The sequence below is a fragment of the Kitasatospora sp. NPDC086791 genome, from assembly GCF_040685975.1.
In the GTDB taxonomy this organism is placed as follows: Bacteria; Actinomycetota; Actinomycetes; order Streptomycetales; family Streptomycetaceae; genus Kitasatospora.
Window position 1 is genome coordinate 44684 of record NZ_JBFBOC010000024.1, and the last position, 26047, is coordinate 70730.

Genomic DNA, 26047 nt, shown 5'->3' on the forward strand with positions numbered 1-26047 from the left:
CAGGCCGTCGCCCGTCGCACGGTAGCGTTGAGTGGATATGACATGTACGCTGCGTGTCGCTGGTTGAACACCATGCGGGCCTGGCTGCCACTCCGTGGGGGGAGTCACATCCAGGCCCGGCGCCGGCCAGGGGCCCGGCTGTGCTCGTGGGGGAGCATCGGCCGGGCCCGTCGGTGGGCTGACATCGTTATGCCCAGCCGAGTGGTGTTCCAGTCATGACAATCCATCAGGGTCCCTGTGACGGCTGTCTCCCCGTCGAGGTGCAGGCGGAGTGGCCTCGGCCGGGGCAGGCCGGTCGGCTCAGCCGATCCCGAACCAGCCGAGGACGGTCTGGACGAGCAGGATCGTCGACATGGCCGCCACGCCGACGACCACCACGGTGGCCGCGAGCCGGTAGCGCGGGCTGTTGGCGGCCTCGCCGAGGACGGCGCGGCGGTTGGTCAGCACCAGGAGGTAGATCAGCACGATCGGGCTGATCAGGCCCTGCAGGACCTGGGTCCCGATCAGCAGCTGGATGACGTCCACCGGGGTCAGCGCGACGACGGCGCCGAGCGCGATCTGGGCGGTGAACACCCCGAGGAACAGCGGGGCGTCGCGGAAGCTGCGGGAGACGGAGCGCTCGACGCCGGCGGCCTCGCCGATGGCGTAACTCGCCGAGAGCGGCACCACGGCGCCGGCCAGCGCGGAGGCGCCGATCAGGCCGAAGGCGAACAGCAGCTCGGCGCCGTGCCCGGCGACCGGCGTGAGCGCCTCGGCGGCCTGCGCGGCCGACTCCAGCGGGCCGGTGCCGCCGATCGCGGCGGCGGTGGCGATGATGATGGTCAGGCTGATCACGCAGGCGAACACGGCGCCGAGCACGGCGTCGGCGCGGATCAGCTTGTAGTCGGCGGGCTTGGCGCCGCGGTCGACGACCCCGGCGGCGGCGTAGAACTGCATGTACGGGCTGACGGTGGTGCCGATGAGCGCGACGGCCAGCAGGATGAAGTCCTTGCTGGGCTCCAGGTGCGGGATGACCAGGTGCTCGCCGACCCGGCCCCAGTCGGGGTGGCCGAGGACCATCGCGACCGGGTAGGCGAAGAAGGCCAGCGACATGATCAGGAAGATGCGCTCGGCCCACTTGTAGGAGCCGAACAGCACCAGCGACCAGAGCAGCACGGCGGCCGGCGGGATGACGGCCCACTTGGGCACCCCGAGCAGCTCGAACGCGGCGCCGATCCCGGCGAACTCGCTGACCACCAGGCCGGTGTTGGCGAGCAGCAGGCAGAACACCGCGAGGGCGGTCAGCCGCAGGCTGAACTGTTCGCGGATCAGCGCGCCCAGGCCCTTGCCGGTGTGGGCGCCGAGCCGGACCGCCATCTCCTGCACCATGACCAGGGCGACGGTGACCAGCACCATGAAGAACAGCGTGCCGTAGGTGAACTGGGAGCCGGCGCTGGCGTAGGTCGCGATGCCGGCGGCGTCGTTGCCGGCGTTGGCGGCGACCAGGCCGGGGCCGGCGATCATCGCGACGGCGGCGAGCCGGCGGAAGCCCCGGCGGCGGCCGGCGGGGGCGGGGGTCGGGCGGGCGGCCGCGGGGAGGGTGTCGGGGACGGCGTCGGGCCGGTCGCGGGTGCCGAGGTCGCGGGTGTCGAGGTCGCGGGTCACTTGAGGAGCCTCCGGAAGTGCAGGCGCCCGCGCTCGGGCAGCAGCGTGTCGAGGATGTCGTCGGCCAGGACCCGGCCGAGCGGGCGGCCGGTGTCGTCGACCACGAGGAGGGAGGTCGCCCGGGCCGCGATCAGGTGGTCGGCGGCCTCGGCGAGGCGGGTGTCGGGCGGGACGGTCACCGGCGGGCCGAACTGGGCCAGCCAGCCGAGCAGATCGGCGATCACCGTGGTGTCCTCGGCCACGGCGAGGTCGAACAGCGGGAGGTCGCCGAGCAGCCGGCCGTCCTCGTCCAGTACGGCGACCGCGTCGATGTCGGTGCGGTGGTCGGCCTGCGCGGCGAGCTCCGCCCGGACCCGGGCGACGGTGTGCGCGGGGCCGGCGGTGACCAGCAGGGTGGTCATCGCTCCGCCCGCGGTGCCCTCGCGGTGGGTGAGCAGGGCGCGCAGCTCGGCCGCCCCGGGCGCGGGCATCCGGGCGAGCAGGGTCTCGCGCTCGCCGGGGTCGAGGTCGCGCAGGGCGTCGGCGGCCTCGTCGGGCTCCATCTCGTCGACCAGCCGGGCGGCGTGCTCGGGCGGGGCCTCGCGGAGCAGGTTCTCCAGCTCGGCGGGCTCCATTTCCTCCAGCGCGTCCGCGGCGTGTTCGGGCTCCAGCCAGCCGAGCAGCTGCTGGCGTTCGTGGCGGCCGAGGTCCTCCAGGATGTCGGCGAGGTCGGCCGGGCGCAGCCGGTGCAGCGCGGAGCGGGAGGCGCGCAGCCGGACCTCGGCGGGCCCGTGGGTCGCCTGCTCGCCGAACGGCGCGACGGACTGCCAGTCCAGGACGCGGTCCGGGGTCGGGCGGGCCTGCCAGCGGCGGGGGCCGAGGCGGCGCAGCAGCGTGGGCAGGGAGACGTCGACGCCGACCAGGACGGTGCGGGCGGCCAGCGGGGCCAGGTAGAGGTCGGCGGCGCGGGTGACCTGGACGCCGTCGACGTCGACGAGCTGGTGGTCCAGGACGTCGCGGGCGAGCAGCACCTCGCCGGGCCGACGGTTGAACTCCCGCAGGTCGACGCGGGCGGTGCGCAGCCGGATCCGGTCGGTCCGGATCCGGTCGACGGCGTCGGCGGCGATGAAGGCGCGGCGGCGGCCTATCCGGATGATCAGACCGGTGACCGGCGGGTAGGGCTCCGGCCCGTAGAGCCGGGCGACCACGTCGACGACCCGGCCCATCTCCTCCCCGGCCTGGTTGGCGACCGGGCTGCCGATCAGCCCGGCGAGCGAGACCAGCGAGGAGCGGACGGCCCGGGAGGCCGTGGCGCGGCGCTCGGCGTCGACCGTGCGGTCGCGCAGCCGGGCCGTGGCGGACGAGAAGATGGTGGTGGCAGCCACGAGGAAGACCCCCTCACCCCGGACGGACCGGGGCATGCGGGCCGTCCGACGCGCGCCACCGCACCCCGACCGCGCGGGCGGACCCGGACGCACGCCGACGCGTCCCGTGGTGATCGGGACGAGCGGGCGGAGCGGACCGGACCGGAGCGGGTCAGGGCAGGGGGAGGCGCCTCGGACGGCGGAAGGACGGCGAGGACGATGCGGGAATGGGCCGACTATGGCCAGGACTTCCGTCCATCACGCCTCCCTCCCGGTCTTTGCCGCGTATCGGGGCCGCCGCGGCACGGCAGGGGGAGACCGACATCGCCGCCCGGTGCACCCCCACTCGTCAGAGCTTTGGCACTCCACGGCGTATCCCTGGCGCCCGGCGAACCTGGTTCGCGAGCGGCGGGAAGCCACTTGGGGTCACCCCTTCAGCCGGGGAGACCTGTCCTGATCCGGAGCGTCTCTCGACGGGTGGGATCAGTGGCCTGTGTCCGTGAAGACGCCTCACCGAACGAGGTGTCCGTTCAAATCTGCCCCAGGATAGGCCCCCGCCGCCCTTCCGGCCTAACCCTTGACCGGAGCTTGACCCCTCGCTGACCAGCGGGGGAGCCGCCGGGCGCACGTCGGAGCCCGGTCGGTGCGATGCGCCGGGTCCCGATCCCCTTGGCCGGGACCGGACCTGACGGGACGTCGGTCGGGCCGTGGTGTCCTCGGGGCATGGGCCCGCTGGGTCGTGGGCCGGCCGGGTCGTGGGGTCAGGCCGTCGGCCGGGTCTCGGGGAGGGACGGGATGTCGGCGACGCCGTCGAGCACGTGGGTGTGCGGGTGGCCCTCGAAGGCGGCGCGGGTGAGCTCCCCGGTCAGCACGCCGACGACCACGCCGGCCCCGGCGTTGGCGCCCGCCTCGACGTCCACGACGGTGTCGCCGGCGACCAGCACGCGGCGGGTGTCGATGACCCCGGTCTTCTCCATCGCCCGGTGGATCATGTGCGGGGCCGGGCGCCCGCGCGGGACCTCGTCCGAGGTGACGATCGCGTCGAGGTTGCCGCCCTCGCCGGTGGACCAGCCGAGCGAGGCGAGCAGCGGGTACGCGACGTCGTCGCTGAAGCCGGTGGTGAGGGCGACCTTGATGCCGCGTCGGCGCAGCTCGGCCAGGGCGGCCTCGACGCCGTGGATGGCCTGCGGGGGAGTGGCCAGGTAGGCCGCGCGCAGGAACTCCGCGAAGGCCGCGTAGCCGTCCTCCACCAGCTCCGGGGTCGGGGTGCCGCCTCCTCTGCGGACCAGGGCGGCGATGGCCTCGCGCTTGTCGGTGCCCATCCAGGTCTGGAGGTCGGCCTCGGCGACGGTCACTCCGGTGCGCTCGACGGCGGTGCGCAGCGCCCGGTAGACGGCGCCGGCCTCGTCGATGGTGGTACCGGCCATGTCCAGGGCGGCGAGCTCGATCACGGTGTCAGTCCTCTTCGGTGCGGTAGCGGCCGATGACGGTACGGCCTTCGATGGTGTTCTCGATGGTGAAGGTGGCCATGGCGGGCAGGTAGCGGTCGTCGGCGTCCTCCAGCGGCACGCCCCGGCCGGACGTGGTGAGCCGCCGGACGCGCAGCAGCGGGTCGCCGACGGGCACCCGGAGGAGTTCGGCGTCCTGCGGTTCGGCGGCCACGGCGTCGATGGTGTGCCGGGCGCGGTGCAGATCGACCCCGCGGCGCAGCAGTTCCTGGTAGACGGACCCGGTGTCCGGGTCGAAGTCGAACAGGATGCGGCCGACCTCGTGGACGAAGGTGGAACGCTCCAGCATGGCGGGCACGTCGTCCAGCAGCCGCAGCCGGACGAGTTCGACCACCGGGGCGCCTTCGGCGAGGCCGAGTCGGGCCGCCGCCTCCGGGGACGCCCGGCGGCGGGCCACCTCGACGGTCGTCTGTCCGGGCTCGCGGCCGATGGTGCGGGCCCACTGGGTGAAGGACAGGAAGGTGCCGAACGGCTGGGAGGGCGCCGTGCGGCGGGCGACCGGCGGCTTCCCGCGGCCGCCGGTCAGGCTGCCCTCGTGGCGCAGCATGGCCAGGGCCTGGCGGACCGGCCCGCGGGAGGTGCCGAACTCGGCGCAGAGCTGCGACTCGCTGGGCACCGGCAGGCCCTCGGGCCACTCGCCGGACTCGATGCGGCGCTGGAACTCGGCGCCGAGCCGTTGGTGGAGCGGGAGGTCCTCACTTGTCTTCACAAGTCGACTATGGCACCCCGGGGTGGGACTTCTCAAGGCGGTCCAGCTGCGGGTTTCCCTGGCGCACATGCTTCTTACCGGCGGTCGTCGGGCGGATGAACGAACGGTAACTTGTATAGACACCTCTTGACGTTGAGGTCGCCGAGCCTGGAACCTGGAGCCATGAGCAGCAGCACCGCACCCGCAAACGCCTCCGCCCGCACCCGCACGACCGACCAGACCGGTACGGCCGGCGCACCCGGCCGCAGTGACGTGGTGATCGTCGGCGCCGGCATCATCGGCCTGGCCCACGCCTTCGAGGCGCTGAGCAGGGGGCTGTCCGTCACCGTCGTCGAGCGCGACCGGCAGCCCGTCGGCGCCTCGGTCCGCAACTTCGGCCACTGCTGCATCAGCGCCCAGGACGGCGAACTGCTCGCCCTCGCCCAGCGGTCCCGGCCCGGCTGGCTGCGCGCCGCCGCGGCCGCCGGCATCTGGGCCGAGGAGGCCGGCACCCTGGTGGTGGCCCGCTCGGCCACCGAGGCGGCCGTCCTGGAGGAACTGCGCGCCGAACGCGGCGGCGACGCCGTGGAGCTGCGCACCGCCGCGCAGACGGCGGCGCTGCTCGGCCGCGCGGACGACGGCGTCGGCGACCTGGTGGGCGGCGCGCTGCTGCCCGCCGACCTGCGGGTGAACCCGCGCGAGGCGGCGCCCGGCCTGGCCCGCTGGGTCGCCGACCAGCCGGGGGGACGGGTCCGGTGGGGCACCGCCGTCACCGGCGTCGAGCCCGGGACGGTCCACACCACCCGCGGCCCGGTCCACGGCGACCGGATCCTGATCTGCGTCGGCCACGACCTGGACTACCTGTTCCCCGACGTCGCCGAGGACCACGAGGTCCAGCGCTGCCGCCTCACCATGGCGCGGGCCGAGGCCCCGGCCGGCTTCCACACCGACTCCGCGGTGCTGACGGCCACCTCGATGCTGCGCTACGACGCCTTCACCACCCGCCCGTCGGCCGCCCGGCTGCGGGAGGAGGTGCTGGGGCACAGCCCCGAACTGCTCGACATCGGCGCCAACGTGATGTTCACCCGGCTCCCGGACGGCACGGTGCTGGTCGGCGACTCGCACCACTACGACGCCACCACCCCGCCGTTCGTCGACGAGCGCACCCACGAGCTGCTGACCGGCGCGGTCGCCCGGGTCCTGGGCGTGGAGCGCCTGCGGATCCTCGAACGCTGGCAGGGCGTCTACGCCAGCAGCCCCCGCGGCCCCCTGCTGGTGCGCGACCTCGCGCCGGGGGTCCGCGCCCTCACGGTCACCTCGGGCATCGGCATGACCCTGTCCTTCGGCCTCGCGGCGGCCACCTTCGACGGGGCCCTCGCCCCGACCGGCTGATCCGCCCGGGCCGCGCCGCCCGGTGGCACCGGCCACCGGGCGTCTCCGGCGGCGGGGACCAGGGGCGCGTTTGGCGACTGTCAGTGCGGCGTGACACCGTGCGGCGAATGAACTTCGCCACCACACTGCACAGTTGGGACGAGTCCGTGGCCCTCTTCGAGCGCCGCGGCCTGCCCGTCTCCTCGTACGAGAACCTCTACCAGGAGGAGTACGACGTCCACACCGGCGCGCTGTCGATCGACGGCCACTTCGACCTCGACGCCGCCGAGCCGGACGGCACCGGTTTCGTGATCGACGGCGACCTCGACGTGAGCGGCGCCGTGCTCAACACCGACGACGGCTGCCCGGCGCTGATCGTCCTCGGCGACCTCAGGGCGGCCGCCGTCTACCTGGAGGGTGACGCCAAGCTCCTCGTGCGCGGCAGCGTCCACGTCGAGGCCTTCGTCGGCGCCATGACCGACAAGCTGGTGATGCTCCACGGCGACCTGGTCGCCGGGGTCACGGTGCTGTCCGCCGAGTTCGAGCCCGACCTCGTCGAGGGCACCCTGCACGGCCCGGTCCTCGCACCGGCCTACCTCGCCGCCTCCTACGCCGAGGCGACCGCCGCCCCCGAGGCGGTGCTCGTCCCCGACGTCCTGCGCACCGGCGCGGACGAGGACCCCGACGACCTGCGGTGCTTCGACGCCCCCGGCGTCCACGGCGGCCGGCTGCTGCGCCGCATCGAAGCCGGCCTTCCGGTCACCCTGGCCGGTGCCGGCACCGGCCAGGCCGGGGGTGCGGCCGCCGGACGGCCCGCGGAGGGCTGACCCGCTCTGGCGGGCCGGCCCGCCAGAGCGCGGAGCGAGGCCGGGGCGCGTGGCGCCGGGCGGCCGCCGGACGCGCGCGCCCCGCGTGCGGTCCGGTCCCTCCGGGCTCCGGGACGGCGTGAACTCGCTGTTCCGGAGCGGTGGTCGGGGGTAGGGAGGACGGCATGGGCGTTCATCTCATCACTGGTGCGGGCTCCGGGATCGGCGCTGCGGTCGCCGGGCGACTCGCGGAGCGGGGCGAGGACCTCTGGCTGCTGGCCAGGGACGAGGCACGGGCGGAGGCGTTGCGGTCACGGTTCCCGGGGTGCCGCACGCTCGCGGCGGACCTCGCGGAACCGACGGCCCTGGCGGCCGCGTTGGGGAAACAGGAGCTGCCGGAACGGCTGGACTCGCTGATGCACGTCGCCGGGACGCTGGAGCCCGGCACGGTGGCGGACCTCGACCCGGCGGTGTGGCAGGGGATGCTGGCGGTCAACTGCGTGGCTCCGGCCGAGCTGACCCGCCTGCTGCTGCCCGCGCTGCGGGCGGCCCCGGGGCGGGTGGTGTTCGTGAACTCGGGCGCCGGGCTGCACGCGCCGCCCGGTCTGGGGGGTTACGCGGCCTCGAAGTTCGCGCTGCGGGCGCTGGCCGAGTCACTGCGGGCGGAGGAGTACCGCAGCGGCGTGCGGGTCACCACGGTCTTCCCGGGCGAGGTCGACACCCCCATGCAGGCCAGGCTCCACGGCGCGCTCGGCCTGCCGTACGACCCGGGAATCTGCCTGGCCGCGGAGTCGGTGGCCGCAGCCGTGGTGGGGGTGCTGGACTTCCCCGCGGACGGCACCCTGAGCGAGCTGACGATCCGCCCGGGCTGCTGACCGGCTGGGGATACCGCCTGTCGCGGAAGCCGCTTCCTCGGCTAGCTTTGCCGTGTCCGCCGCCACCCGGCGGAGGGCGCGACGGCTGGAGAAACCTGTGCGGGACGGCTTTTCCGAAGGATTCTTCACCCGGCTGGCGCATGACACGCACCCGGTGGACCTGATGTGCCTCTACCTGCTGCACGGCTCGGTGGAGCGGATCCCCGGCCTGCTGGCCGATCCGGAGGTGCTGTCGTTCGAGCACCTCAGCCGACATGTCCCTGTCGGGCGTCGCGCCGGCTATGAACCGGACGACGCCCACAGGTTCTCACTCGACATCAAGAGGAAGGTGCACGGACGGCTGTACGGCCTGGAGTTCAGGATCTACTTCGCCGCCGGCGAGGCCTACGCCGACGCGGTCGTTCCGTTCGGCGCGCCCGTCGCCCTGCCCCGGCTCGTGCGCCATTTCCGTGGGCACTACGCCTCGGGTGGAGGCCCGGGCGACTGGGACTTCGACGTGTACGCCGACCGCGGTGACCTCCGCCAGGGTGTGGTGTCGTTCGGCAACCGCCGCGAGATCTGGTTCGACGTCAACCGGCGTCGGCTCGACACCGGCCGGCTTGAGGGCAACCGGTTCGGGGCGAGGGGCGCCGTGCCGAACGCGGGAGGAGTCATGTTCCCCGACCGCCATGAGGTCATCGAGGGCACCTCGGCCGAGGCGCGGGCGTACCGGCGGCAGGTGGCCAGGCTGTACGGTCCGCTTCCCCTCCGGGCGGGACGGCCGGTCCGCCCCGAGGCCGGCACCAGGGCTCGGCCGCGCTCCGTGAGCTGACCGGTGCAACGCGGCGCAGATCCGTCCTGCCGGGCAGTCGCCCAACGAACTCCGGCCCGGCGCAGCACCGTTGGCGTGCGATCACGGCACCACGTCAAGGGACGCGACCGTCGAGGGAGCGGTCGACACGGGCCCGGCGTCGGTCGACGAGCGTCCGACCTCCCCGGAAACCGTCGATGCGTCAGTTCTGGTCCCCGGCAGGTGTCGTGGCGGCGCCGTGCGCTGGCTCGCCGGTCAGCCGGCGGTAGGCCGGCACCTCGGCCAGCAGGCTGCGGTGCGTGCCCAGCAGGGGCTGTGACCCGTCCAGGAACAGCACCCGGTCCGCGCGGCGGGCCGGGCCGATCCGGTGCGTGACGGTGACGACCGTGCCGGGCCTGGCGCGGAAGGCCCGGTCCACCCGCAGCTCCGCCGCCGCGTCGAGGTGGCGGGTCGCCTCGTCCAGGATGACGAGCCGCGCGTCGCACAGGTGGGCGCGGGCCAGGGCGATCAGCTGGCGTTCGCCGGTGGAGAGGGCGCCCGGGGTGACCTGCCCGTCCGGTCCGCCCAGTCGCTCCACCAGGGGCCGCGCGCCGACGGCGTCCGCGGCCGTCAGGACGGCGGCCGTCGAGGCGTGCGGGGCCAGCCAGCGGAGGTTCTCCGCGACCGTCCCGGTGAAGACGTACGGGTCCTGCGGGAGGAGGACCCGGGCCCGGGCGAGGTCAGGGCCGGTCAGCCGGGCGGGCGCGACCCCGCCGAGCAGCACCCGGCCGCGGTCCGGGGCCACCACGCCGGCCAGGATGTCGGCGAGCGTGGACTTGCCGATGCCCGACGGGCCGACGACGGCCAGGTGTTCACCGTCGCGCACCGCGAGGTCGAAGCCGTCGAGGACCGGGTCCGCGGCGGCGCCGTAGGCGAAGGAGATGCCGGCCAGCTCGATGGAGCCGTCCGCGGGGCGGGGCCGGGCGGCGGGGCGGGGAGCAGGGCGGGGAGCGGGAGGGGAACCGGCGTCGTCCGGGTGGCCGGCGGGCGTCGCCGGTCCGTCCCCGGCGGGCTCCTGGCGGTCGGTGGCGGTGAGGCCGCCGGTGCCGGCGAGGCGGTCGGCGGCCACCGCGAGCCGGAGCCAGGAGGCACCCGCGCCCTGTACCAGCAGGCGCAGGGCGGGTTCCAGGGTGCCCGTCAGGTACGCCAGCACGCCGACCACGGCACCCGGCGTCAGCCCCCGCCCGACCAGGGCCGGGGCCGCCAGCACGACCAGCAGCAGCGGAAGGTGCGCGCCCAGGGAGACGATCAGGCGCCGTGCCCCGGCGAGCCGGGCGAGGGCCCGGCCGGCCGCCTCGTTCGCCGCGACGGTGGCCAGCACCTCCCGCTCGGCCTCGTCCCGGGCGCCGCACGCGACCAGGTCGCGCAGGGACTGCAGGACGTCGGCGCACGAGCGCGCCAGTTCCTCCTCGGCCGCGAAGGCCTCCCGCTGGCGGCGTACGGTGGCCGGGGCGAGGGCCGCGAACGCGAGGAGTGACAGCAGCAGCGGGCCCGCGATCAGTGCGGCGGCGGCCGGGGCGAGGGCGGCGCTGCCGGCCACCACGGCGACCGCGGTCAACGCGAAGTGGGACACCACGAGCAGCTGTCCCGCGACGGTGTCCCGGACCGCCTCGACCTGGCGGGTGAGCCGGGCGACCGCGACCGCCCCCGAACCGTCCGTCCGGCCGGGGGTGGCGGCGGCGCCGTGCAGCATGCCGGTCACCACCCGGCCGAGCAGCCGGTCGCGCATCGGCTCGACGACCTCGGCCAGCCACGGGTACGTCTGCCGGGACGCCCACGCGCCCACCACCGAGACCACGGCGAACAGCGCGAGCCAGCCCGCCGCCTGGACCGGCCGCCCGGCGAGGAACCCGCGGTCGACGGCCAGTGCCAGCGCCTTGCCCGAGACCAGGGCGGGCGCCGCCGAGAGCAGCGACCAGGCGAGCAGCCGCAGCACCGCCGGCCGGCTCCGGCCGAGTGCGGAGCGCAGCAGTCGCAGGGCCGCCCGTCCGGGCCGGGCCGAGTGGTCCGTGCTGGAGGAAGGCATCGCGGCCGCCTTTCAGGGGGGTCGGGTGACGGGCCGGGTGCGTCGGCGCGCCCGGGTGGACCGGGCTCGGTCGGGCGGGGCCTGTCCGGTGGGCCGCTGCCGGTCGTCCGGCCTCGGTGTCGGTGGGAGGCGTCGCGGCCGTCGCTCAGGGGTGACGGGCCGGGTGTGTCGGCGCGTGCGGGTCAGTTCTGCGGGCCGCCGTCGAACAGGGCCCGGTAGGCGGGCAGGGCGCAGAGTTCGTCGTGGGTGGCCAGTGCGCGGATGCGACCCTCGCAGAGCCAGGCCACCGTGTCGGCGTGGGCGGCCACCGTTGCCCGTCGGGTGACCACCAGGCGGGTGCGGTCGCCGGTCTCCTCGCGCAGGGCGCGCAGCACGTGGTTCTCGGTGGCCGCGTCCAGGGAGGAGGTCGCGTCGTCCAGAACGAGCAGTCGGGCCTCGCGGGCCAGGGCCCGGGCGATGCCGAGCCGTTGGCGCTCCCCGCCGGAGAACGGGGCCCGGCTCATCGGGGTGCGGTAGCCGTCAGGGAGGCGGCGAACGAACGTGTCGGCCCGGGCCGACCGGGCGGCTCGGCGGATGCGTTCGGCCGGGGCGTGGGCCAGGCCCAGGCCGATGGCGTCCAGGACCGTCCGGCCGGGGAGGGCCGGATCGGCGAAGGCGCAGGCGACGGCGGTGCGCAGCTCGTCCGGGCGGACGGCGTCGAGCGGGACGCCGTCGAGCAGCACGGTTCCCTCGTCCGGGTCGAGGAGGCCGGCGGCGACGGTGGCGAGTGCCGAGGTGGCGGCGTCGTCGGCGCCGACCACGGCGGTGCACGTCCCGCCGGGGACGGTCAGGTCGAGCCGGTCCAGCACGGGGCCGCCGGGCCCGCCGACGACCACCCCGCGCAGGTCCAGGCGCCCGGCACCGGGAGGGACGGGCGGAAGCGGGCGGGTGCCCGGGGGTCGGTCCGGTGCGTCCAGCAGGTCGGTGAGCCGGGCGGTTCCGGCGCGGGCCCGGGAGACGTCGAGCAGGCTCTGAGCGGCGCCGAACCCGCCGAGGCCGATGGCGGTGTAGCCGAGCACGGCCAGCAGCCCGCCGACGGAGAGCGTGTGGTCGGCCACCGCCGCTCCGGCGGCCGCCAGGACGGCGAGCTGGGTCGCCGGGGCGAGCAGGGCGGAGCACCAGGCGATCCGGCGCTGGCTGTCCCAGAGCTCCCGCCCGTGCCGGGACAGTGCGGGGACGGGACGCAGGACGCGCGCGACCTCCCGGTCCACGGCGCGGGCGGCGGCGATGCTGCGGCTGCCGGCCACGGCGTCGAGCAGCCGGGTCGCGATGTCGGCCTGGGTCTGCTGGTACCCCTCGCCGAGCCGGGTGGTCCGGCGCAGCTGGCGGCGGATCGCCGCGTAGCCGAGCGGGGCGGTGCCCAGGAAGGCGAGCGCGGCGGTCGGCGCGAGGACCGCCAGGGCCGCCAAAGCCGCTGCGGCCATGGCGAGTTGGGTTGCGGAGTAGACCACGGCGGGCGCGGCGAGGGAGGCCTGCGGGGCGCTCGCGGTCAGCCGCGCCGCGACGTCGCCCACCGGGAGCCGGTGCGCTCCGAGCGGGCTGCCGGCCAGCACCCGGCGGACCGCCCGCTCGCGCAGGCGGGCGGTGGCGTCGGTGGAGATCCTGGGGCCGGCGTACTGGCCGACGGCCTCGGAGCCCGCCAGCAGGGCGAGCGTGCCGGCCAGCGGCAGGACGCCCCGGGTGCCCGCGCCGGCCAGGGCGGCGTCGACGGCGTGGGCGAGGACGGCCGGGAGGGCCAGGGTGGCACCCGTGCTGGTGGCGACCGCGACGGCCATGACGGCCGACCAGCGGTGGGTGAGGGCGAGCACCTGCCGCAGCCCCAGGGGCTGCCGCTTTCGAGGTGGAGCCGGTGCGGCCGGCGGAGGCGTCGGGCGGGCGGGATCCGTGCGCGGCGCCGCGGACGGGGAGGGTTCGGTCGGCACGGGTGACCTCCGGACGGGTGCCTCGCCCGGCCCGGCAGCCGGGGGCCGGTACCGGGGGCCGGTACCGGGAACGGGAACGGGAACGGGCCTGGAACGGGAGCCGGGCCCCGGCCATGGGACCGGGGCCCGGCGTCGTCCTCGGCGGTCCGGCCCCGGACCCAGGGTGGCCGGACCGCCTCGGACGCCGGCCGCGGAGCGAACCCGCGGCCGCTGGTCGCTCAGAGGCAGAGCAGGGTGCTGACCGTGCTGTTGGTGCAGTTGACGACGCTCAGCGAGCTGAGGACCGAGCGGTACTCGACGGTCTCCTCGACGGTCTCCAGGGCCTGCAGGTTGAGGATGGACATGGTGAACTCCCATCGGGTGGTGGTGCGGTGCTTCCGGCAGTCGCCGGAACTCGTGGGCGGCGGTGTCGCCGCGGGGGTGGGCAGCCGGCCGGTGGTCGCGCTCGGCGTGCCGGGTGAGCAGGGCCGACCGGGGCCGACCGGGAGGGGCGGGCCGGTCAGGCGCGGTTCTGGCCGGGCCCGTCCGAGGCCGCCGGTGAGGGCCAGAACGGCATCGCGGGCGTGTCCGCGAACACCGCCCCGAGCGCGGTCAGCACACCGGCGCTGCCGGTGGCCAGGTCCATCGAGAGGCGCAGCAACTGCTCGCCGGGGAAGGCGAGGTGGCCCTGGTAGGGGATGGCGTGCCAGGCGAGCCGCCGGACGTGGCGCCGGATCGCGTCCGTGGGTGCCGTGCCCCCGTCCTGCGCCTGCCGGAGCAGCGCGATCAGGCCGGCCCGTCCGTTGAACAGGCCCGACTGGACGATGAATTCGGGCTCGGCCGCGCCGCGGATCTGCTCCAGCCGCTCGGTGAGCGCGGCGTCCGGACGGTGCCGCAGGTAGGCGTGGAGGACGGCGGCGATGCCGGCGCTGCCGGACTCCAGGTAGGGCAGCACCCGGGTGCCGTCGTCGACCTGGAGGGTGCCGTCCTCGGCGAGGACGCAGCGGGCCAGGTCGCGGTCGAGGGCCCGCCGGGCCAGGTCGAGCAGCCCGGTGTCGCCGGTGTCCTCGTAGAGGCGCAGCAGCAGCAGGGCGGCTCCGGTGGGCCCGTGCATCAGCCCGGTGCGGGCCCCGGTGCGCGCTCCGGCCGGGGCGCCGGTGTCCTCCGGCAGGTGGAGGCCGAGTTTGAGCACGGTGCGCCGGGCGGCGTCCACGGCGGCGTCGAGCAGGGCCCGGTCCCGGGTGGCGCGGGCGAAGTGGTGCAGCGTCAGGCCGACTCCGGCGAGTCCGCCGGCCAGGTCGGTGCCGAGGCCGTCGGGGTCGTCCTTGCCCAGCCGTTCCAGCAGGTCGAGGGCCTCGGTGCGGCGGCCGAGCAGGTCCAGGACGTAGGCGACGCCGTGTCCGCCGAGGAAGAGTCCGGACCGGCAGGGCTCCCGGTGCACCGCCGCCGAGAGCCAGCGGACGTGGTCGGGGTCGATGTCGGCGCCGGTGGTGTGCAGGGCCCAGAGCACGCCGGCCGCGCCGTAGGACAGGCCCAGGCCGTCGTGGGTGAACTGGCCCGGGTCGCCGGGGAAGAGCCGGTCGGCGCGGTCCGGGGTGGCGGCGGCCGTGATGGCGGCGGTGAGCTCCGCGCGCAGCCGGGGCCAGCCGGCGGGATCGCCGTCCAGCAGTTCCTCGAACGCGTGGTCCGGGGTGCCGGCGGTATCCGATACCGAGGTGACCGAGCCGACCGGGGCGGCGCCCGGCGGGTCGGGCAGCAGCCGCGGGCTCAGCGCGAACCGCTCCCGGGCGGCCCGGACCAGCGCGCCCGCCTTGCCGGGGCTGAGGACGGTCAGCGGCATCAGCGGCAGGAAGAGCCACAGCCGGATGGCGGCCAGCGCGTGTTCGTCGACCGCGAATCCGGTCAGTCCGGGCGGGGCCGCGAACCCGGCCGCGCCGAGCGCGGGCCTGAGGAACCGGTCCACGGGGGAGGCGAGTTCGAAGTCGATGAAGGTGACACCGCCGTCCGGCCGGACGATCAGGTTGCGCGGGTGGAGGTCGCCGAACACGATGCCGCGCCCGTGGATCGCGCGCAGGCCCTCGGTGATGCCGTCGAGGATGCGCAGGGCGTCGGCGCGGTAGCGGTCGACGGCCGCGGCGTCCGGGTGCGGGTGGACCAGCGGGTAGTTCAGCCCGAACCAGCGGTGCAGCGGTTCCCCCTCGACGTACTCCTGGACCAGGAAGTGGTGTTCCCACGAGGTGAGGTACCCGAGGGCCTGCGGCACGGCGTCGAGGCCGCGCAGGTGCCGCAGGACCTCGTGCTCCCGGCCGAGGCGCCGGACGGCGTCCTCGCCGCGCTGGTCCAGGCCGGCGTGGGGCCGGGCCTCCTTCAGTACGACCTGGGGCCCGCCGTCGTCGGAGCGGCCGAGGTAGATGCCGCCGCCGTTGGAGAAGTGCAGGGCCCGTTCCACCGTGTAGGGGAGGTCGCCCGCGCCGGTCCGGGCCGGGTCGGCCAGGGCCGTGGCGAGGACGGCGGGCACCGGTGCCCACTCGGGCACCTCGAAGACGGCGCGGCGGACGTCGGGGCGCAGCGTGCCGGAGGGTTCGCGGAAGGCGAGGACCAGTTCGCCGGTCTCGGTGCGGCAGAACTGCTCGACGAACCCGCCGTAACGCAGGTAGAGCGGTCCCTCCCGCCAGCGGAGGTCGCTGAGGATGTACGGTCCGGGCTCACCGCCGAGGGCGGCGTCGAGGTCGGTGAGACATCGCTCCAGCGCGTCGTCGCCGACCGGGTAGAGCGTCATGAACTTGCCGCTGGAGCCGCGCGGGGCGTACTTGGCGTTCTGCGTCTGGACCAGCGCCGGGCTGCGGAGGAACTTGAACGGCACGCGGTGCGCGAAGCAGTGGGCCCGGACGACGTCCAGGATGCGCGGGGCGTTGTCCATGCACGCCGAGACGTGGATCTTCCAGCCCTGTTCGGGCAGCCGGAGCTCGACGGGTTGGAAGCCCACCCACACCTCGCGGGTGTTGCGGGCCCAGCCGGCGGGCGCCGGCTCGACGGCGGCGGGGAACTCGTCGAGGGCGGCCCAGCGGACCGGTGAGTCGTAGAAGAGCGGATCGGCGTAGGAGTAGGCCTCGTAGCGCATGTCCATGGAATGCTCCAGGGGGCGTCGAGCGGCGGGACCGCGCACCGTCGTCCGGGCGCACGGCACCGCTGGGCCGGGGGAGAAACCTGGGAGTGGGGGATCGCATCCGGGGAGGCCTCGGGTGGGAGGCCGGGGCGGCTGGTGAGCGGCCCGGAGAGAGTCTGCGGTCGGCGTTCGGGCCGGCGCCAGTAGATCCGGGATGTTTGGCTTAATATCCCATCGGAATATTGATCGGAACGATTGGCATGGGCCCCCACCAGCGGTGATCGCTCCGGGTGCGGGGACTGCTCCGTCCCGTGGTCGGATCGCGCGGGGCCGTCCGGCGTGGACGCAGGTCGCGCGCCCCGGCCGGGCACCGGCCGGGCCGGCCCGCCGCCGGTGCGCCGAGCCTGCCCCGGTCGGTGCCGGCGTCGTGATCTTCATCCGGACGGCGAGGTCCGTTCGGCGGCGCACCACCGCGCCGGATTTCCCGTCGTGGCCGGATCCCTTCCGGCGCTCTTCCGGCGCGGCCGTCGGCGCATTCGGCCTGCCCGACGGCGCATGTCGCACCCCGGGTAGCACGGCGCGCCCTCACGCGCTGCCGTCGGCGGGCCGCGCCCTCAGCCGGCCGACCGCTCGCTCACGCGCTCACTCGCCCTCGGTGAACGCCTCGCGCAGCCGGGCCTCTTCCTCCTCCGACAGGTTCGTCTCCAGGAGTTCGGCGTGCCGGCCCGCGAACGCGGACCGGACGGCGTCGAGCACGGCGTCCGAGCTGAGGACGAACAGTGCCGAGGTCCCGGGCGTCACCTTCTCCCGCAGCCGCTTGACGAAGTCCTCGTCGAGCCCCAGGTGGGCGAGGTGACCTCCCAGCGCGCCACCGGCCGCACCCGCCGCCGCGCCCAGGATCGGGACGAAGAAGAGCAGCCCGAGCAGGAAGCCCCAGAAGGCGCCCCCGACCGCCCCCCTGCCGGTCATGTCACTCAGATGGCGGGTCTTGGGTTTCTTGGCACCGTCCGGCCAGGAGACCACGGCTCCGTCCTGGACCTTGATCAGCTCCTGGTGCTGCAGCTTCTTCAGGGTGTCGAGGGCCTCGTCGGCCCCGGTCGCGGTGGGGAAGCGCCATACCGTCAGGGTCGCCATCACGGCCTCCGATCGCAGGGGAATGCACGGCAGCCCCATCGTCGGCCCGGGCCCCGGGCGTCGCCACACACCGGCCACCGGTCGTGCGGTCCGGGGCCGGCGCCGGCCCCGGACCGCGGCGCCCGGCCCGGCCGCCCCGGAAGGACGCCGCCGGATTGCCGTGATCACCCGGGGGCCACAGCGTGGCACGTAGCACTCTCGCGAGAGGAAGTGGTAGGGGCGATGTCGGATCGACGGACGGCCAAGCGCATCGCGAAGTTCGTCAAACCGCTGCGGGTGAAGCCGGGATCGCGGGTGGACCTCGCGGAGGACTTCGACCCCCGGTACAGGGCGGGCATGAAGAAGCGCGACGGCGTGGAACTGCTGCGCACCGGCGTTTCGCTGCTGGCGGAGTACCAGGCGCGGCTGGCCGCCCAGGACACCTACGGGGTGCTGCTCTGCCTCCAGGCGATCGACGCCGGCGGCAAGGACGGGACGATCCGGCACGTGATGAGCGGGGTGAACCCGCAGGGCGTCCACGTGAGCAGTTTCAAGGTGCCGTCCGCGGAGGAGCTCGACCACGACTTCCTGTGGCGGTACGCACAACGGCTCCCGGCCCGCGGCGACATCGGGATCTTCAACCGCTCGCACTACGAGGAGGTCCTGGTGGTGCGGGTCCACCCGGAGAACCTCGACCGGCAGAAGCTGCCCGGGGAAGCGAAGGGCCCGGGGGTCTGGCACCGCCGCTACCGGGAGATCAACGACTGGGAGCGCTACCTCACCGACAACGGGATCAAGGTGGTGAAGGTCTTCCTGAACCTCTCCAAGGAGGCGCAGCGCACCAGGTTCCTGAAGCGGATCGACCTGCCCGAGAAGAACTGGAAGTTCTCCGCGGCCGACATCCACGAGCGCGGGCGCTGGGACGACTACCAGGAGGCGTTCTCCGACATGCTGTCGGCGACGAGCACGCCGTGGGCGCCCTGGTACGTCGTGCCGGCCGACCGGAAGTGGTTCGCGCGGATCTGCGCGGCGGCGGTCCTCGCGCACACCCTGATCGGGATCGATCCGCAGTACCCCACGGTCGACGAGCAGGCCAGGAAGGACCTTCTGGTCGCCAAGCACCGCCTGGAGCGGGAGGCCCCCAGGGGCGCCGCCCGCGACCCCTACGCGTCGAAGCACCGCACCGACTGACGCACCGCACCGACTGACGCACCGCGCGCCCCCGGCCGGGCCGGCGCGTTCCGTCGGCACGCATCCCCGGCACGCGTCCCCGGCGAGTTCCCGGACGTTGAGGAGTGAAGATGGCGGAGCAGGCCGACCTGCCCGGACCGCAGGAGCCCCCGGTCCCCTGGCACGCGCGACCTCCCCGGGAGGTCGCGTCCGCGCTCGGGGTGGACCCGGGGACCGGGCTCAGCGCGGCCCGGGCGGCCGAACTGCTCGCCGCGCACGGGCCGAACGCGCTGCCCGAGGAGAAGCCGCGGCCGGAGTGGCTGCGCTTCCTCGACCAGTACCGCAGCTACATGCAGATCATCCTGGTGGCCGCGGCGGTGGTCTCGCTGGCGATCAAGGAGTGGTCCACCGGGATCCTGCTGATCGTCCTGACCCTGTTCAACGCGGTGATCGGCCTGCGGCAGGAGGGCAAGGCCGAGAGCGCGATGAACGCGCTGCGGTCGATGATGAAGGCCACCGCGCGGGTGCGGCGGGACGGGACGGAGGCCGAGGTCCCGGCCGAACAGCTGGTCGTGGGCGACGTGGTGCTGGTCTCGGCGGGCGACGAGGTCCCGGCGGACGGGCGGATCGTCGAGGCCAGCGCGCTGCAGATCGACGAGTCGGCGCTGACCGGCGAGAGCGTCCCCGCGGCCAAGGACGCCGGCACCCTGCCGGCCGAACCGCTGCCCCCGGGCGACCGGACCAACATGGCGTTCATGGACACCCCGGTCACCCACGGCAGCGGACTGATCGTGGTCACCGGGACGGGCGCCGGGACCGAACTGGGCAAGATCTCCACGATGCTGTCCGCGACCGAGAAGGAACAGTCGCCGCTCACCAAGGAGTTGGACACCCTGACGCTGTGGATCGCGGCGGCCGCCGGCCTGACCATGGTCGTGATGTTCGTGCTCGGCCGCAGCCGCGACCAGTCCTGGGACGCCCTGTTCGTCAGCGCGGTCTCGCTGGCCATCGCGGCCATCCCGGAGGCGTTGCCGACGGTCAGCCAGGTCATCCTCTCCGTCGGCAGCCTCAACCTGGCCAAGCGGAACGCGATCGTCAAGGAGCTGCCGTCGGTCGAGACGCTCGGCTTCACCTCGGCCATCAACTCCGACAAGACCGGCACCCTGACGATGAACCAGATGACGGTCGTGGAGGTGCTCAGCCCCACCGACCGCTACACCGTCTCCGGTACCGGCTACCGCCTCGACGGGCGGATCCACCACGCCGCGGGCTCCGCCCCGAGCATCGAGGAGGCCGTCCTGCCCTATCTGGTCGCCAACGACGCCAAGCTGGTCGACGGCGAGGTGGTCGGCGACCCGACCGAGGGCGCCCTGCTCGTCCTCGGCCACAAGGCCGGGCTGGACATCGAGGCAACCCGGGAGCGCTTCCCCCGGCTCGCCACCCTGCCGTTCGACCCGAATTACAAGCTGATGGCCAGCTTCAACGAGGCGAAGGACGCGGACGGCCGGCCGGTGGTGCGGTGCTTCGTGAAGGGCGCGGCCCCCGCGGTGACGGCCCTGGCCACCTCCGCCGTCTCGGACGGCGCCGTCCTCCCCTGGGACGCGGACCTCCGCGGCCGCGCCCAGGCGCAGACCGAGCGGATGGGCGGCGAAGGACTGCGGGTGATGGCCGGGGCCGTCCGCGACCTCGACCCGGCGGACTTCGACCCGGGCGGCGACCTGCTGGCGCTGGTCCGGGACCTGCGGATGACCAGCCTGGTGGGCATGGTCGACCCGCCGCGCGAGGAGTCCCGGGCCGCGGTCGCCAGCGCGCAGGCCGCCCACATCCGGGTCCGGATGGTGACGGGCGATGACGTCACCACCGGCGCGGCCATCGCCCGGCAGCTCGGCATCGAGGGCGAGGCCGTCCTCGGCGCCGACTTCGCCGCCCTGCCGGAGGACGAGCGGCTGGCCCGGATCGACGGCATCGGCGTGGTCGGCCGGGTCGCGCCCGAGCACAAGGTGCTGCTCGCCGACACGCTCAAGCGCAAGGGCGACGTGGTCGCGATGACCGGCGACGGCGTCAACGACGCGCCGGCCATCAAGGCCGCCGACATCGGCATCGCCATGGGCAGCGGCACCGACGCGGCGAAGAACGCCGGTCGGATGGTCCTCGCCGACGACAACTTCGCCACCATCGTCTACGCCGTGGAGGAGGGCCGGAAGCTCTACGACAACCTCACCAAGTACATCCGGTTCGTCCTGGTGCTGCTGGTGACGTTCGTGCTGACCTTCCTCGGGGCCGCGCTGCTGAACATCGCCGCCGGCGAACCGTTCACCCCGGCGCAGGTCCTGTGGGTCCACTTCGTGGTCAACGCCCCGTTCGGCTTCGCCCTGGGCTTCGACCAGGAGAGCCCGGGCCTGATGCGGCGCACCCCGCGCCCGCGCGGCGAGACCGTGCTGACCGGGTCGGTCATGGTCACCGTCGGGCTCGCCGGGCTGGCCGTCACGGTCGTCCTGCTCGGACTGACCAAGCTGGGCGAGACGCGCTACCACAGCGCGGCCGTCGGCAACTCGATCGCGTTCACGGCCTTCGCGCTCTGCCTGATCGTGGCGGCCTACCAGTGCCGCAGCGAGCGCGGCACGGTGCTGACCGTCCGCACCTTCGACAGCAAGCAGATGAACCGGGCGGCCCTGGCCGAGTTCGTGCTGGCGGTGTTCGTCACCCAGATGGACGCGTTCCACCGCATCCTCGGGACCACCGACATCACCGCCCGGCAGTTCGGCTGGGCCCTGCTGGCCGCCGTCGTGTTCCTGCTGCTCTGGGAGCTGGGCAAGTTCGTGGCCCGCGGCGGACCGTCGGCCGCCGGCACACCGCCGGCCGGCCACGGCGGAGCGGCGACCACCGTCGGTCCGTGACGGCACCCGGAACGCCCCCGGGCGGGCCCGGGCCCGCCGGTGCTCCCGGCGAGGGCCGGCGCCGCTTCGTGCCGGCGCTGCCCGGACTCGCGGTGCTCCGGGCCTACCGGCGCGACTGGCTGCGGGGCGACCTGCTGGCCGGCGCCACCGTGGTCGCCTACCTGGTGCCCCAGGTCATGGCGTACGGAAGCGTGGCCGGGCTGCCGCCGGTCACCGGGCTGTGGGCCATCCTGCCCGCGATCCTGCTGTACGCCGTCCTCGGCTCGTCCCGGCTGCTGTCGGTCGGGCCCGAGTCGACCACGGCGCTGATGACCGCGACCGTGGTCGGGCCGCTGGCCGGCGGCGACACCGCCCGCTACGCCGTCCTGGCGGCGAGCCTGGCCGTGATGGTCGGCCTGCTGTGCGTGGTGGCCTGGCTGGGCAGGCTGGGCTTCGTCGCCGACCTGCTCTCCCGGCCGGTGCTGATCGGCTACCTCGCGGGCGTGGCCCTGATCATGATCGTGGACCAGCTGTCCAAGCTCACCGGGGTCGACGTCCGGGGGGAGGGCTTCTTCCCGCAGCTGGCCTCGTTCGCGTCGAACATCACCGAGGCGCACCTGCCGACGGTCCTCTTCAGCGCCACCACCCTGCTCTTCCTCCTGCTGGTGGCCCGCTTCCTCCCGCGGCTGCCCGGCCCGCTGCTGGCCGTCGTGCTGGGCACCGCGGTCTCCGCGGTGTTCTCGCTCCAGGACCACGGCCTCGCGGTGATCGGCGAGATCCCGGCCGGACTTCCCCGCCCCGCGCTGCCGGACCTGACCGACCTGAACCGGCTGATCATGCCCGCGCTGGGCATCCTGCTGGTCGGCTACACCGACTTCATCCTCACCGCGCGCGCCTTCGAGGAGCCCGGGGAGGAACGGCGGTTGGACGCCAACCAGGAACTGTTCAGCCTCGGCGCGGTCAACCTCGGCTCCGGCTTCTTCCACGGCTTCCCGGTGAGCAGCAGCGCCAGCCGGACCGCCCTGGCCCAGTCGGCCGGCGGACGCAGCCAGCTGTACGCGCTCACGGCCGGCGTCGGCGTCGTCGCCGTCCTGCTGTTCCTCAGTCCGCTGCTGTACGACACCCCGGACGCCGTGCTGGGCGCCCTGGTGGTGTTCGCGGCGCTGCGGATGATCGACCTCGCCGGCTTCCGCCGGCTGGCCTCCTTCCGGCGCCGGGAACTGCTGCTGGCGCTCGGCTGCACGATCGGCGTGCTGAGCCTGGACATCCTCTACGGCGTCCTGGTCGCGGTGGGCCTGTCGGTGATCGAACTGCTCAGCCGGGTCGCGCGGCCGCACGACGCGGTGCTCGGCCTGGTGCCCGGCGTGGCCGGGATGCACGACGTCGACGACTACCCCGAGGCGCGGACCCTCCCCGGTCTGCTGGTCTACCGCTACGACTCCCCGCTGTTCTTCGCCAACGCGGAGGACTTCCGGCGCCGCGCGCTGACCGCCCTGGCCGAACAGCCGGAGCCGGTGGGGTGGTTCGTCCTCAACACCGAGGCGAACGTCGAGGTCGACATCACCGCGCTGGACTCGCTGGACGCCCTGCGGCGCGAACTGGACGCCCGCGGCATCGTGTTCGCCCTGGCCCGGGTCAAGCAGGACCTGCGCGACCAGCTCGACGCGTACGGCCTGAGCGCGTCGGTCGGCGCCGACCGGATCTTCCCCACCCTGCCGACGGCGGTGGCCGCGTACCGGGCCTGGGCGGGCGGCGAGGGGACCTTCGGGTAGACCCCGGCCCGGTGACCGGTGGGAACGGCGGGGGAGCGGAGGGAACCGGGGGACACGGGGGACATGGGGGACACGGGGGAGGCGGGACCACCGGGCCCGACGACCGGGCCGTCCGACCCTGGGCGCCGAAGCGGCCCGCTCCGATCCTGGATGAGCCGCCGGCGAGCCCCCCGCCGCCCGCGCGGCACGATGCCCACGAGTCCCGGAGGACCCGCATGTTCTGCTTCCAGTGCGAACAGACCGACCGCACCGGCACCACCCCCGGCTGCGCCGGCCTGATCGGCAACTGCGGCAAGGATGCCACCACGTCGGACCTCCAGGACCTGCTGGTCCACGCGGTCGAGGGCATCGCCCAGTACGCCGCGAAGGCACGCGCCCTCGGCGCCCCGGACGACGACGCGGCGGCCTTCATCCGCTACGCGGTCTTCACCACGCTCACCAACGTCAACTTCAACCCGACCCGCTTCGCCGTCCTGATCCAGGAGGCCGTCGCCGTCCGCGACCGGGCCAGAGCGGGCTACGAGCGGGCCGCGCGCGCCGCCGGCCGCGAGCCCGAGCCGCTCACCGGCCCGGCGGCCTGGACCCCGGGTGCGAACCCCGCCGAACTCGCCCGCCAGGCCCAGGACTTCCGCGTGGACGCCGGGCTCGACCTGGTCGGACCGGACGTGGTCGGGCTGCGCTCGCTGCACCTGTACGCGCTGAAGGGCATCTGCGCCTACGCCCACCACGCCCACGTGCTGGGCCGGCAGAGCGCCGAGGTGTCCGGCGGGGTGGAGGACGCCCTGGCCTACCTGGCCGGCGCGCCGACCGACCCGGCCGAGCTGCTGGAGCGCGCCGTCGGCCTCGGCCGGCTGAACCTCGCGGCGATCGAACTGCTCGACGCCGCCAACACCGGCACCTACGGCGCCCAGCAGCCCACCGCCGTCCGCACCACCCCGGTCGTCGGCAAGGCGATCCTGGTCAGCGGCCACGACCTGCGCGACCTGGAGGCCGTGCTGGAGCAGACCGCGGGCCTGGGCATCAACGTCTACACCCACGGCGAGATGCTCCCCGCGCACGCCTACCCGCTGCTCAAGGCGCACCCGCACCTGGCCGGCAACTACGGCGGCGCCTGGCAGGACCAGCAGCGGGAGTTCGCCGCCTTCCCCGGTCCGATCCTGATGACCTCCAACTGCATCATCGAACCGCACGTCAGCTACCGCCGCCGGATCTTCACCGCCGGACCGGTCGGCTGGCCCGGCGTCCGCCACCTCACCGACCACGACTTCGCCCCGCTGATCCAGGCCGCCAAGGCCTTGCCCGGCTTCCCGGAGACCCCGGCCGAGGAGCGGTTCATCACCGTCGGCTTCGGCCGCGACGCCGTCCTCGCGGTCGCCGACCAGGTCGTCGACGCGGTCCGCCAGGGCGCGATCCGGCACTTCTTCCTGATCGGCGGCTGCGACGGCCCCACCCCCGGCCGCGACTACTACACCGACTTCGCGCTCGGCGCGCCCGAGGACAGCGTGCTGCTCACCCTGGGCTGTGCCAAGTACCGCTTCAACGGGCACGAGTTCGGCGACATCGGCGGCATCCCGCGGCTGCTCGACCTCGGGCAGTGCAACGACACCTACTCGGCGATCAAGATCGCGACGGCGCTCGCCGACGCCTTCGAGTGCGGGATCAACGACCTGCCGCTCACCCTGGCGCTCGCCTGGACCGAGCAGAAGGCGGTCGCCGTCCTGCTCACGCTGCTCGCACTGGGCATCCGCGACATCCACCTCGGCCCCTCGCTGCCCGGCTTCCTCACCCCCGCGCTGGTCGACGGCCTGGTCGAGCGGTTCGGCCTGCGGGTGACCGGCGACCCGACCGCCGACCTGGCCGCGGCGCTGGAGCGGACGGCCTCGTGAGCGGGCCCGAACCGAGCCCGGTCGTCCTCACCACCGCCGACGGCGGGCGCCTGGAGTTCACCTGCGCCCCCGGCAGCAGCGTGCTGGAGGCCGCGGCGGAGGCCGGCGCCACCCTGCCCGCCTCCTGCCGACAGGGCACCTGCGGCTCCTGCCACGCCTCCGTCACCGGCGGCGCGTACGAGCTGGGCCCGTACAGCGAGCAGGCCCTCCCGGCGGACGAACGCGGGCGCGGCGACGTGCTGCTGTGCCGCACCTTCCCGTGCGGGCCGCTGACCGCCGCCCTGCCGTACGAGCAGTCCCGGATCCTGTACGGCGGCATCCCCGTCCGGGAGGCCGTCATCACGGCGCTCGAACCGGTCGCGCAGGACACCGTACGGCTCGAACTGCGCCTCGACGGCGAGACGGACTGCCAGTTCGACCCCGGCCAGTTCATGGAGCTGCAGGTCCCGGGGGAGGAGACCAAGCGGGCCTACTCGCTCGCCGACACCGGCAACTGGGAGGGGCGGCTGGAGTTCTACGTCCGGCTGCGGGAGGGCGGGCGGTTCTCCTCGTACCTCGCCCGGCGGGCCGCCCCCGGCGACCGGCTCACCGTCCACGGCCCGCAGGGCGCCTTCGGGCTGCACGAGACCGGCCTGCGCCCGCGCTGGTTCGTGGCCGGCGGCACCGGCCTGGCCCCGCTGCTGGCGATGGTCCGCCGGATGGCGGAGTGGCAGGAACCGCAGCCGGCCCGGCTGTTCCTCGGGGTCAACGAACCGCACGACGTCTTCGGTGTACGCGAACTCGCCGCCGTGGCCGCCGAGTTGCCGGGCTTCCAGTACGAGATCTGCGTCTGGAAACCGCTCCCCGGCTGGTCCGGCCCGACCGGCACCCCGGCGGACCGGTTCGCCGCCGCGCTGCCCGAACTCGGCGGCGTCGCACCGGACGTGTACGTCTGCGGGCCGCCGCCGCTGGTCGACGCGGTGCTGCGGGCCGCGCTGCTCGGCGGGGTGCCGCCGGAGCAGGTGCACCGGGAGCGCTTCCTGGCCGGCTGAGACCGGCGCCGCCCCCGCCCTCCGCCCCCCCGTCGCCGGGGCGGGGGCGGCGCCTTTGCGGCA

Annotated in this window: 18 protein-coding genes and 1 riboswitch; of the genes, 9 read left to right on the top strand and 9 right to left on the bottom strand. The window is 74.7% G+C overall.

Annotation, left to right across the window (positions count from 1 at the left end):
- Positions 1-300 precede the first annotated feature (300 nt).
- From AB0Q99_RS25895 to AB0Q99_RS25910, 4 genes are all read right to left on the bottom strand, one after another.
- A complete protein-coding gene (locus AB0Q99_RS25895) occupies positions 301-1644 on the bottom strand; it encodes a divalent metal cation transporter (protein WP_363575627.1) in 1344 nt (447 codons plus the stop codon).
- Entirely contained in the window at positions 1641-3008 is a 1368-nt protein-coding gene (locus AB0Q99_RS25900) for a CBS domain-containing protein (RefSeq protein WP_363575629.1), read from the bottom strand. Before AB0Q99_RS25900 ends, AB0Q99_RS25895 begins: the two co-directional genes overlap by 4 nt.
- 312 nt (positions 3009-3320) lie before the next feature.
- Positions 3321-3516, bottom strand: a riboswitch (M-box (ykoK) riboswitch).
- A 232-nt stretch (positions 3517-3748) separates the two neighbouring features.
- Positions 3749-4438 (bottom strand): phosphonatase-like hydrolase, encoded by a 690-nt coding sequence (locus AB0Q99_RS25905; RefSeq protein WP_363575631.1) that lies wholly within the window; start codon positions 4436-4438, stop codon positions 3749-3751.
- Positions 4439-4442: 4 nt separating this feature from the next.
- Positions 4443-5204, bottom strand: a complete 762-nt coding sequence (locus tag AB0Q99_RS25910; protein ID WP_363575633.1) for a GntR family transcriptional regulator — start codon at positions 5202-5204, stop codon at positions 4443-4445.
- Between the two features lie 162 nt (positions 5205-5366).
- Here AB0Q99_RS25910 and AB0Q99_RS25915 point away from each other — a divergent pair, with 162 nt between their 5' ends.
- From AB0Q99_RS25915 to AB0Q99_RS25930, 4 genes are all read left to right on the top strand, one after another.
- The gene (locus tag AB0Q99_RS25915) at positions 5367-6575 is read left to right on the top strand and encodes a TIGR03364 family FAD-dependent oxidoreductase (protein ID WP_363575635.1); all 1209 of its coding nucleotides are present in this window, start codon (positions 5367-5369) and stop codon (positions 6573-6575) included.
- Positions 6576-6682: 107 nt separating this feature from the next.
- Positions 6683-7381, top strand: coding sequence for a hypothetical protein (locus AB0Q99_RS25920; RefSeq protein ID WP_363575637.1), 699 nt, complete (start codon positions 6683-6685; stop codon positions 7379-7381).
- A gap of 164 nt (positions 7382-7545) precedes the next feature.
- Positions 7546-8235: an SDR family oxidoreductase gene (locus AB0Q99_RS25925; RefSeq protein ID WP_363575639.1), complete on the top strand. Its 690-nt coding sequence runs from the start codon at positions 7546-7548 to the stop codon at positions 8233-8235.
- A gap of 163 nt (positions 8236-8398) precedes the next feature.
- On the top strand, positions 8399-9046 hold the full coding sequence (locus AB0Q99_RS25930) for a hypothetical protein (RefSeq protein ID WP_363575690.1): 648 nt from the start codon (positions 8399-8401) through the stop codon (positions 9044-9046).
- A gap of 181 nt (positions 9047-9227) precedes the next feature.
- On the opposite strand, the gene AB0Q99_RS25935 is transcribed toward AB0Q99_RS25930, so the two are convergent.
- From AB0Q99_RS25935 to AB0Q99_RS25955, 5 genes are all read right to left on the bottom strand, one after another.
- Entirely contained in the window at positions 9228-11090 is a 1863-nt protein-coding gene (locus AB0Q99_RS25935; RefSeq protein ID WP_363575640.1) for an ATP-binding cassette domain-containing protein, read from the bottom strand.
- 182 nt (positions 11091-11272) lie between these two features.
- On the bottom strand, positions 11273-12937 hold the full coding sequence (locus AB0Q99_RS25940; protein ID WP_363575641.1) for an ABC transporter ATP-binding protein: 1665 nt from the start codon (positions 12935-12937) through the stop codon (positions 11273-11275).
- Positions 12938-13269: 332 nt separating this feature from the next.
- A complete protein-coding gene (locus AB0Q99_RS25945) occupies positions 13270-13395 on the bottom strand; it encodes a SapB/AmfS family lanthipeptide (protein ID WP_363575643.1) in 126 nt (41 codons plus the stop codon).
- Positions 13396-13550: 155 nt separating this feature from the next.
- A complete protein-coding gene (gene lanKC / locus AB0Q99_RS25950; protein ID WP_363575645.1) occupies positions 13551-16157 on the bottom strand; it encodes a class III lanthionine synthetase LanKC in 2607 nt (868 codons plus the stop codon).
- Positions 16158-16778: 621 nt separating this feature from the next.
- Positions 16779-17270, bottom strand: coding sequence for a DUF1269 domain-containing protein (locus AB0Q99_RS25955; protein ID WP_363575646.1), 492 nt, complete (start codon positions 17268-17270; stop codon positions 16779-16781).
- 222 nt (positions 17271-17492) lie between these two features.
- On the opposite strand from AB0Q99_RS25955, the gene AB0Q99_RS25960 reads away from it, so the two are divergent.
- The 5 genes from AB0Q99_RS25960 to AB0Q99_RS25980 all read left to right on the top strand — a co-directional run bounded on the left by AB0Q99_RS25960 (position 17493) and on the right by AB0Q99_RS25980 (position 25984).
- Positions 17493-18440 carry a polyphosphate kinase 2 family protein gene (locus AB0Q99_RS25960; protein ID WP_363575648.1) on the top strand — a complete coding sequence of 316 codons (948 nt, stop codon included), beginning with the start codon at positions 17493-17495 and terminating at the stop codon, positions 18438-18440.
- A 110-nt stretch (positions 18441-18550) separates the two neighbouring features.
- Positions 18551-21316, top strand: coding sequence for an HAD-IC family P-type ATPase (locus AB0Q99_RS25965; protein ID WP_363575649.1), 2766 nt, complete (start codon positions 18551-18553; stop codon positions 21314-21316).
- Between the two features lie 68 nt (positions 21317-21384).
- Complete coding sequence (gene sulP / locus AB0Q99_RS25970; protein ID WP_363575692.1) at positions 21385-23067, top strand: sulfate permease; 1683 nt, start codon at positions 21385-21387, stop codon at positions 23065-23067.
- 215 nt (positions 23068-23282) lie between these two features.
- A complete protein-coding gene (hcp, locus tag AB0Q99_RS25975; protein ID WP_363575650.1) occupies positions 23283-24953 on the top strand; it encodes a hydroxylamine reductase in 1671 nt (556 codons plus the stop codon).
- Positions 24950-25984, top strand: a complete 1035-nt coding sequence (locus AB0Q99_RS25980) for a 2Fe-2S iron-sulfur cluster binding domain-containing protein (RefSeq protein ID WP_363575652.1) — start codon at positions 24950-24952, stop codon at positions 25982-25984. Before hcp ends, AB0Q99_RS25980 begins: the two co-directional genes overlap by 4 nt.
- Positions 25985-26047 lie beyond the last annotated feature (63 nt).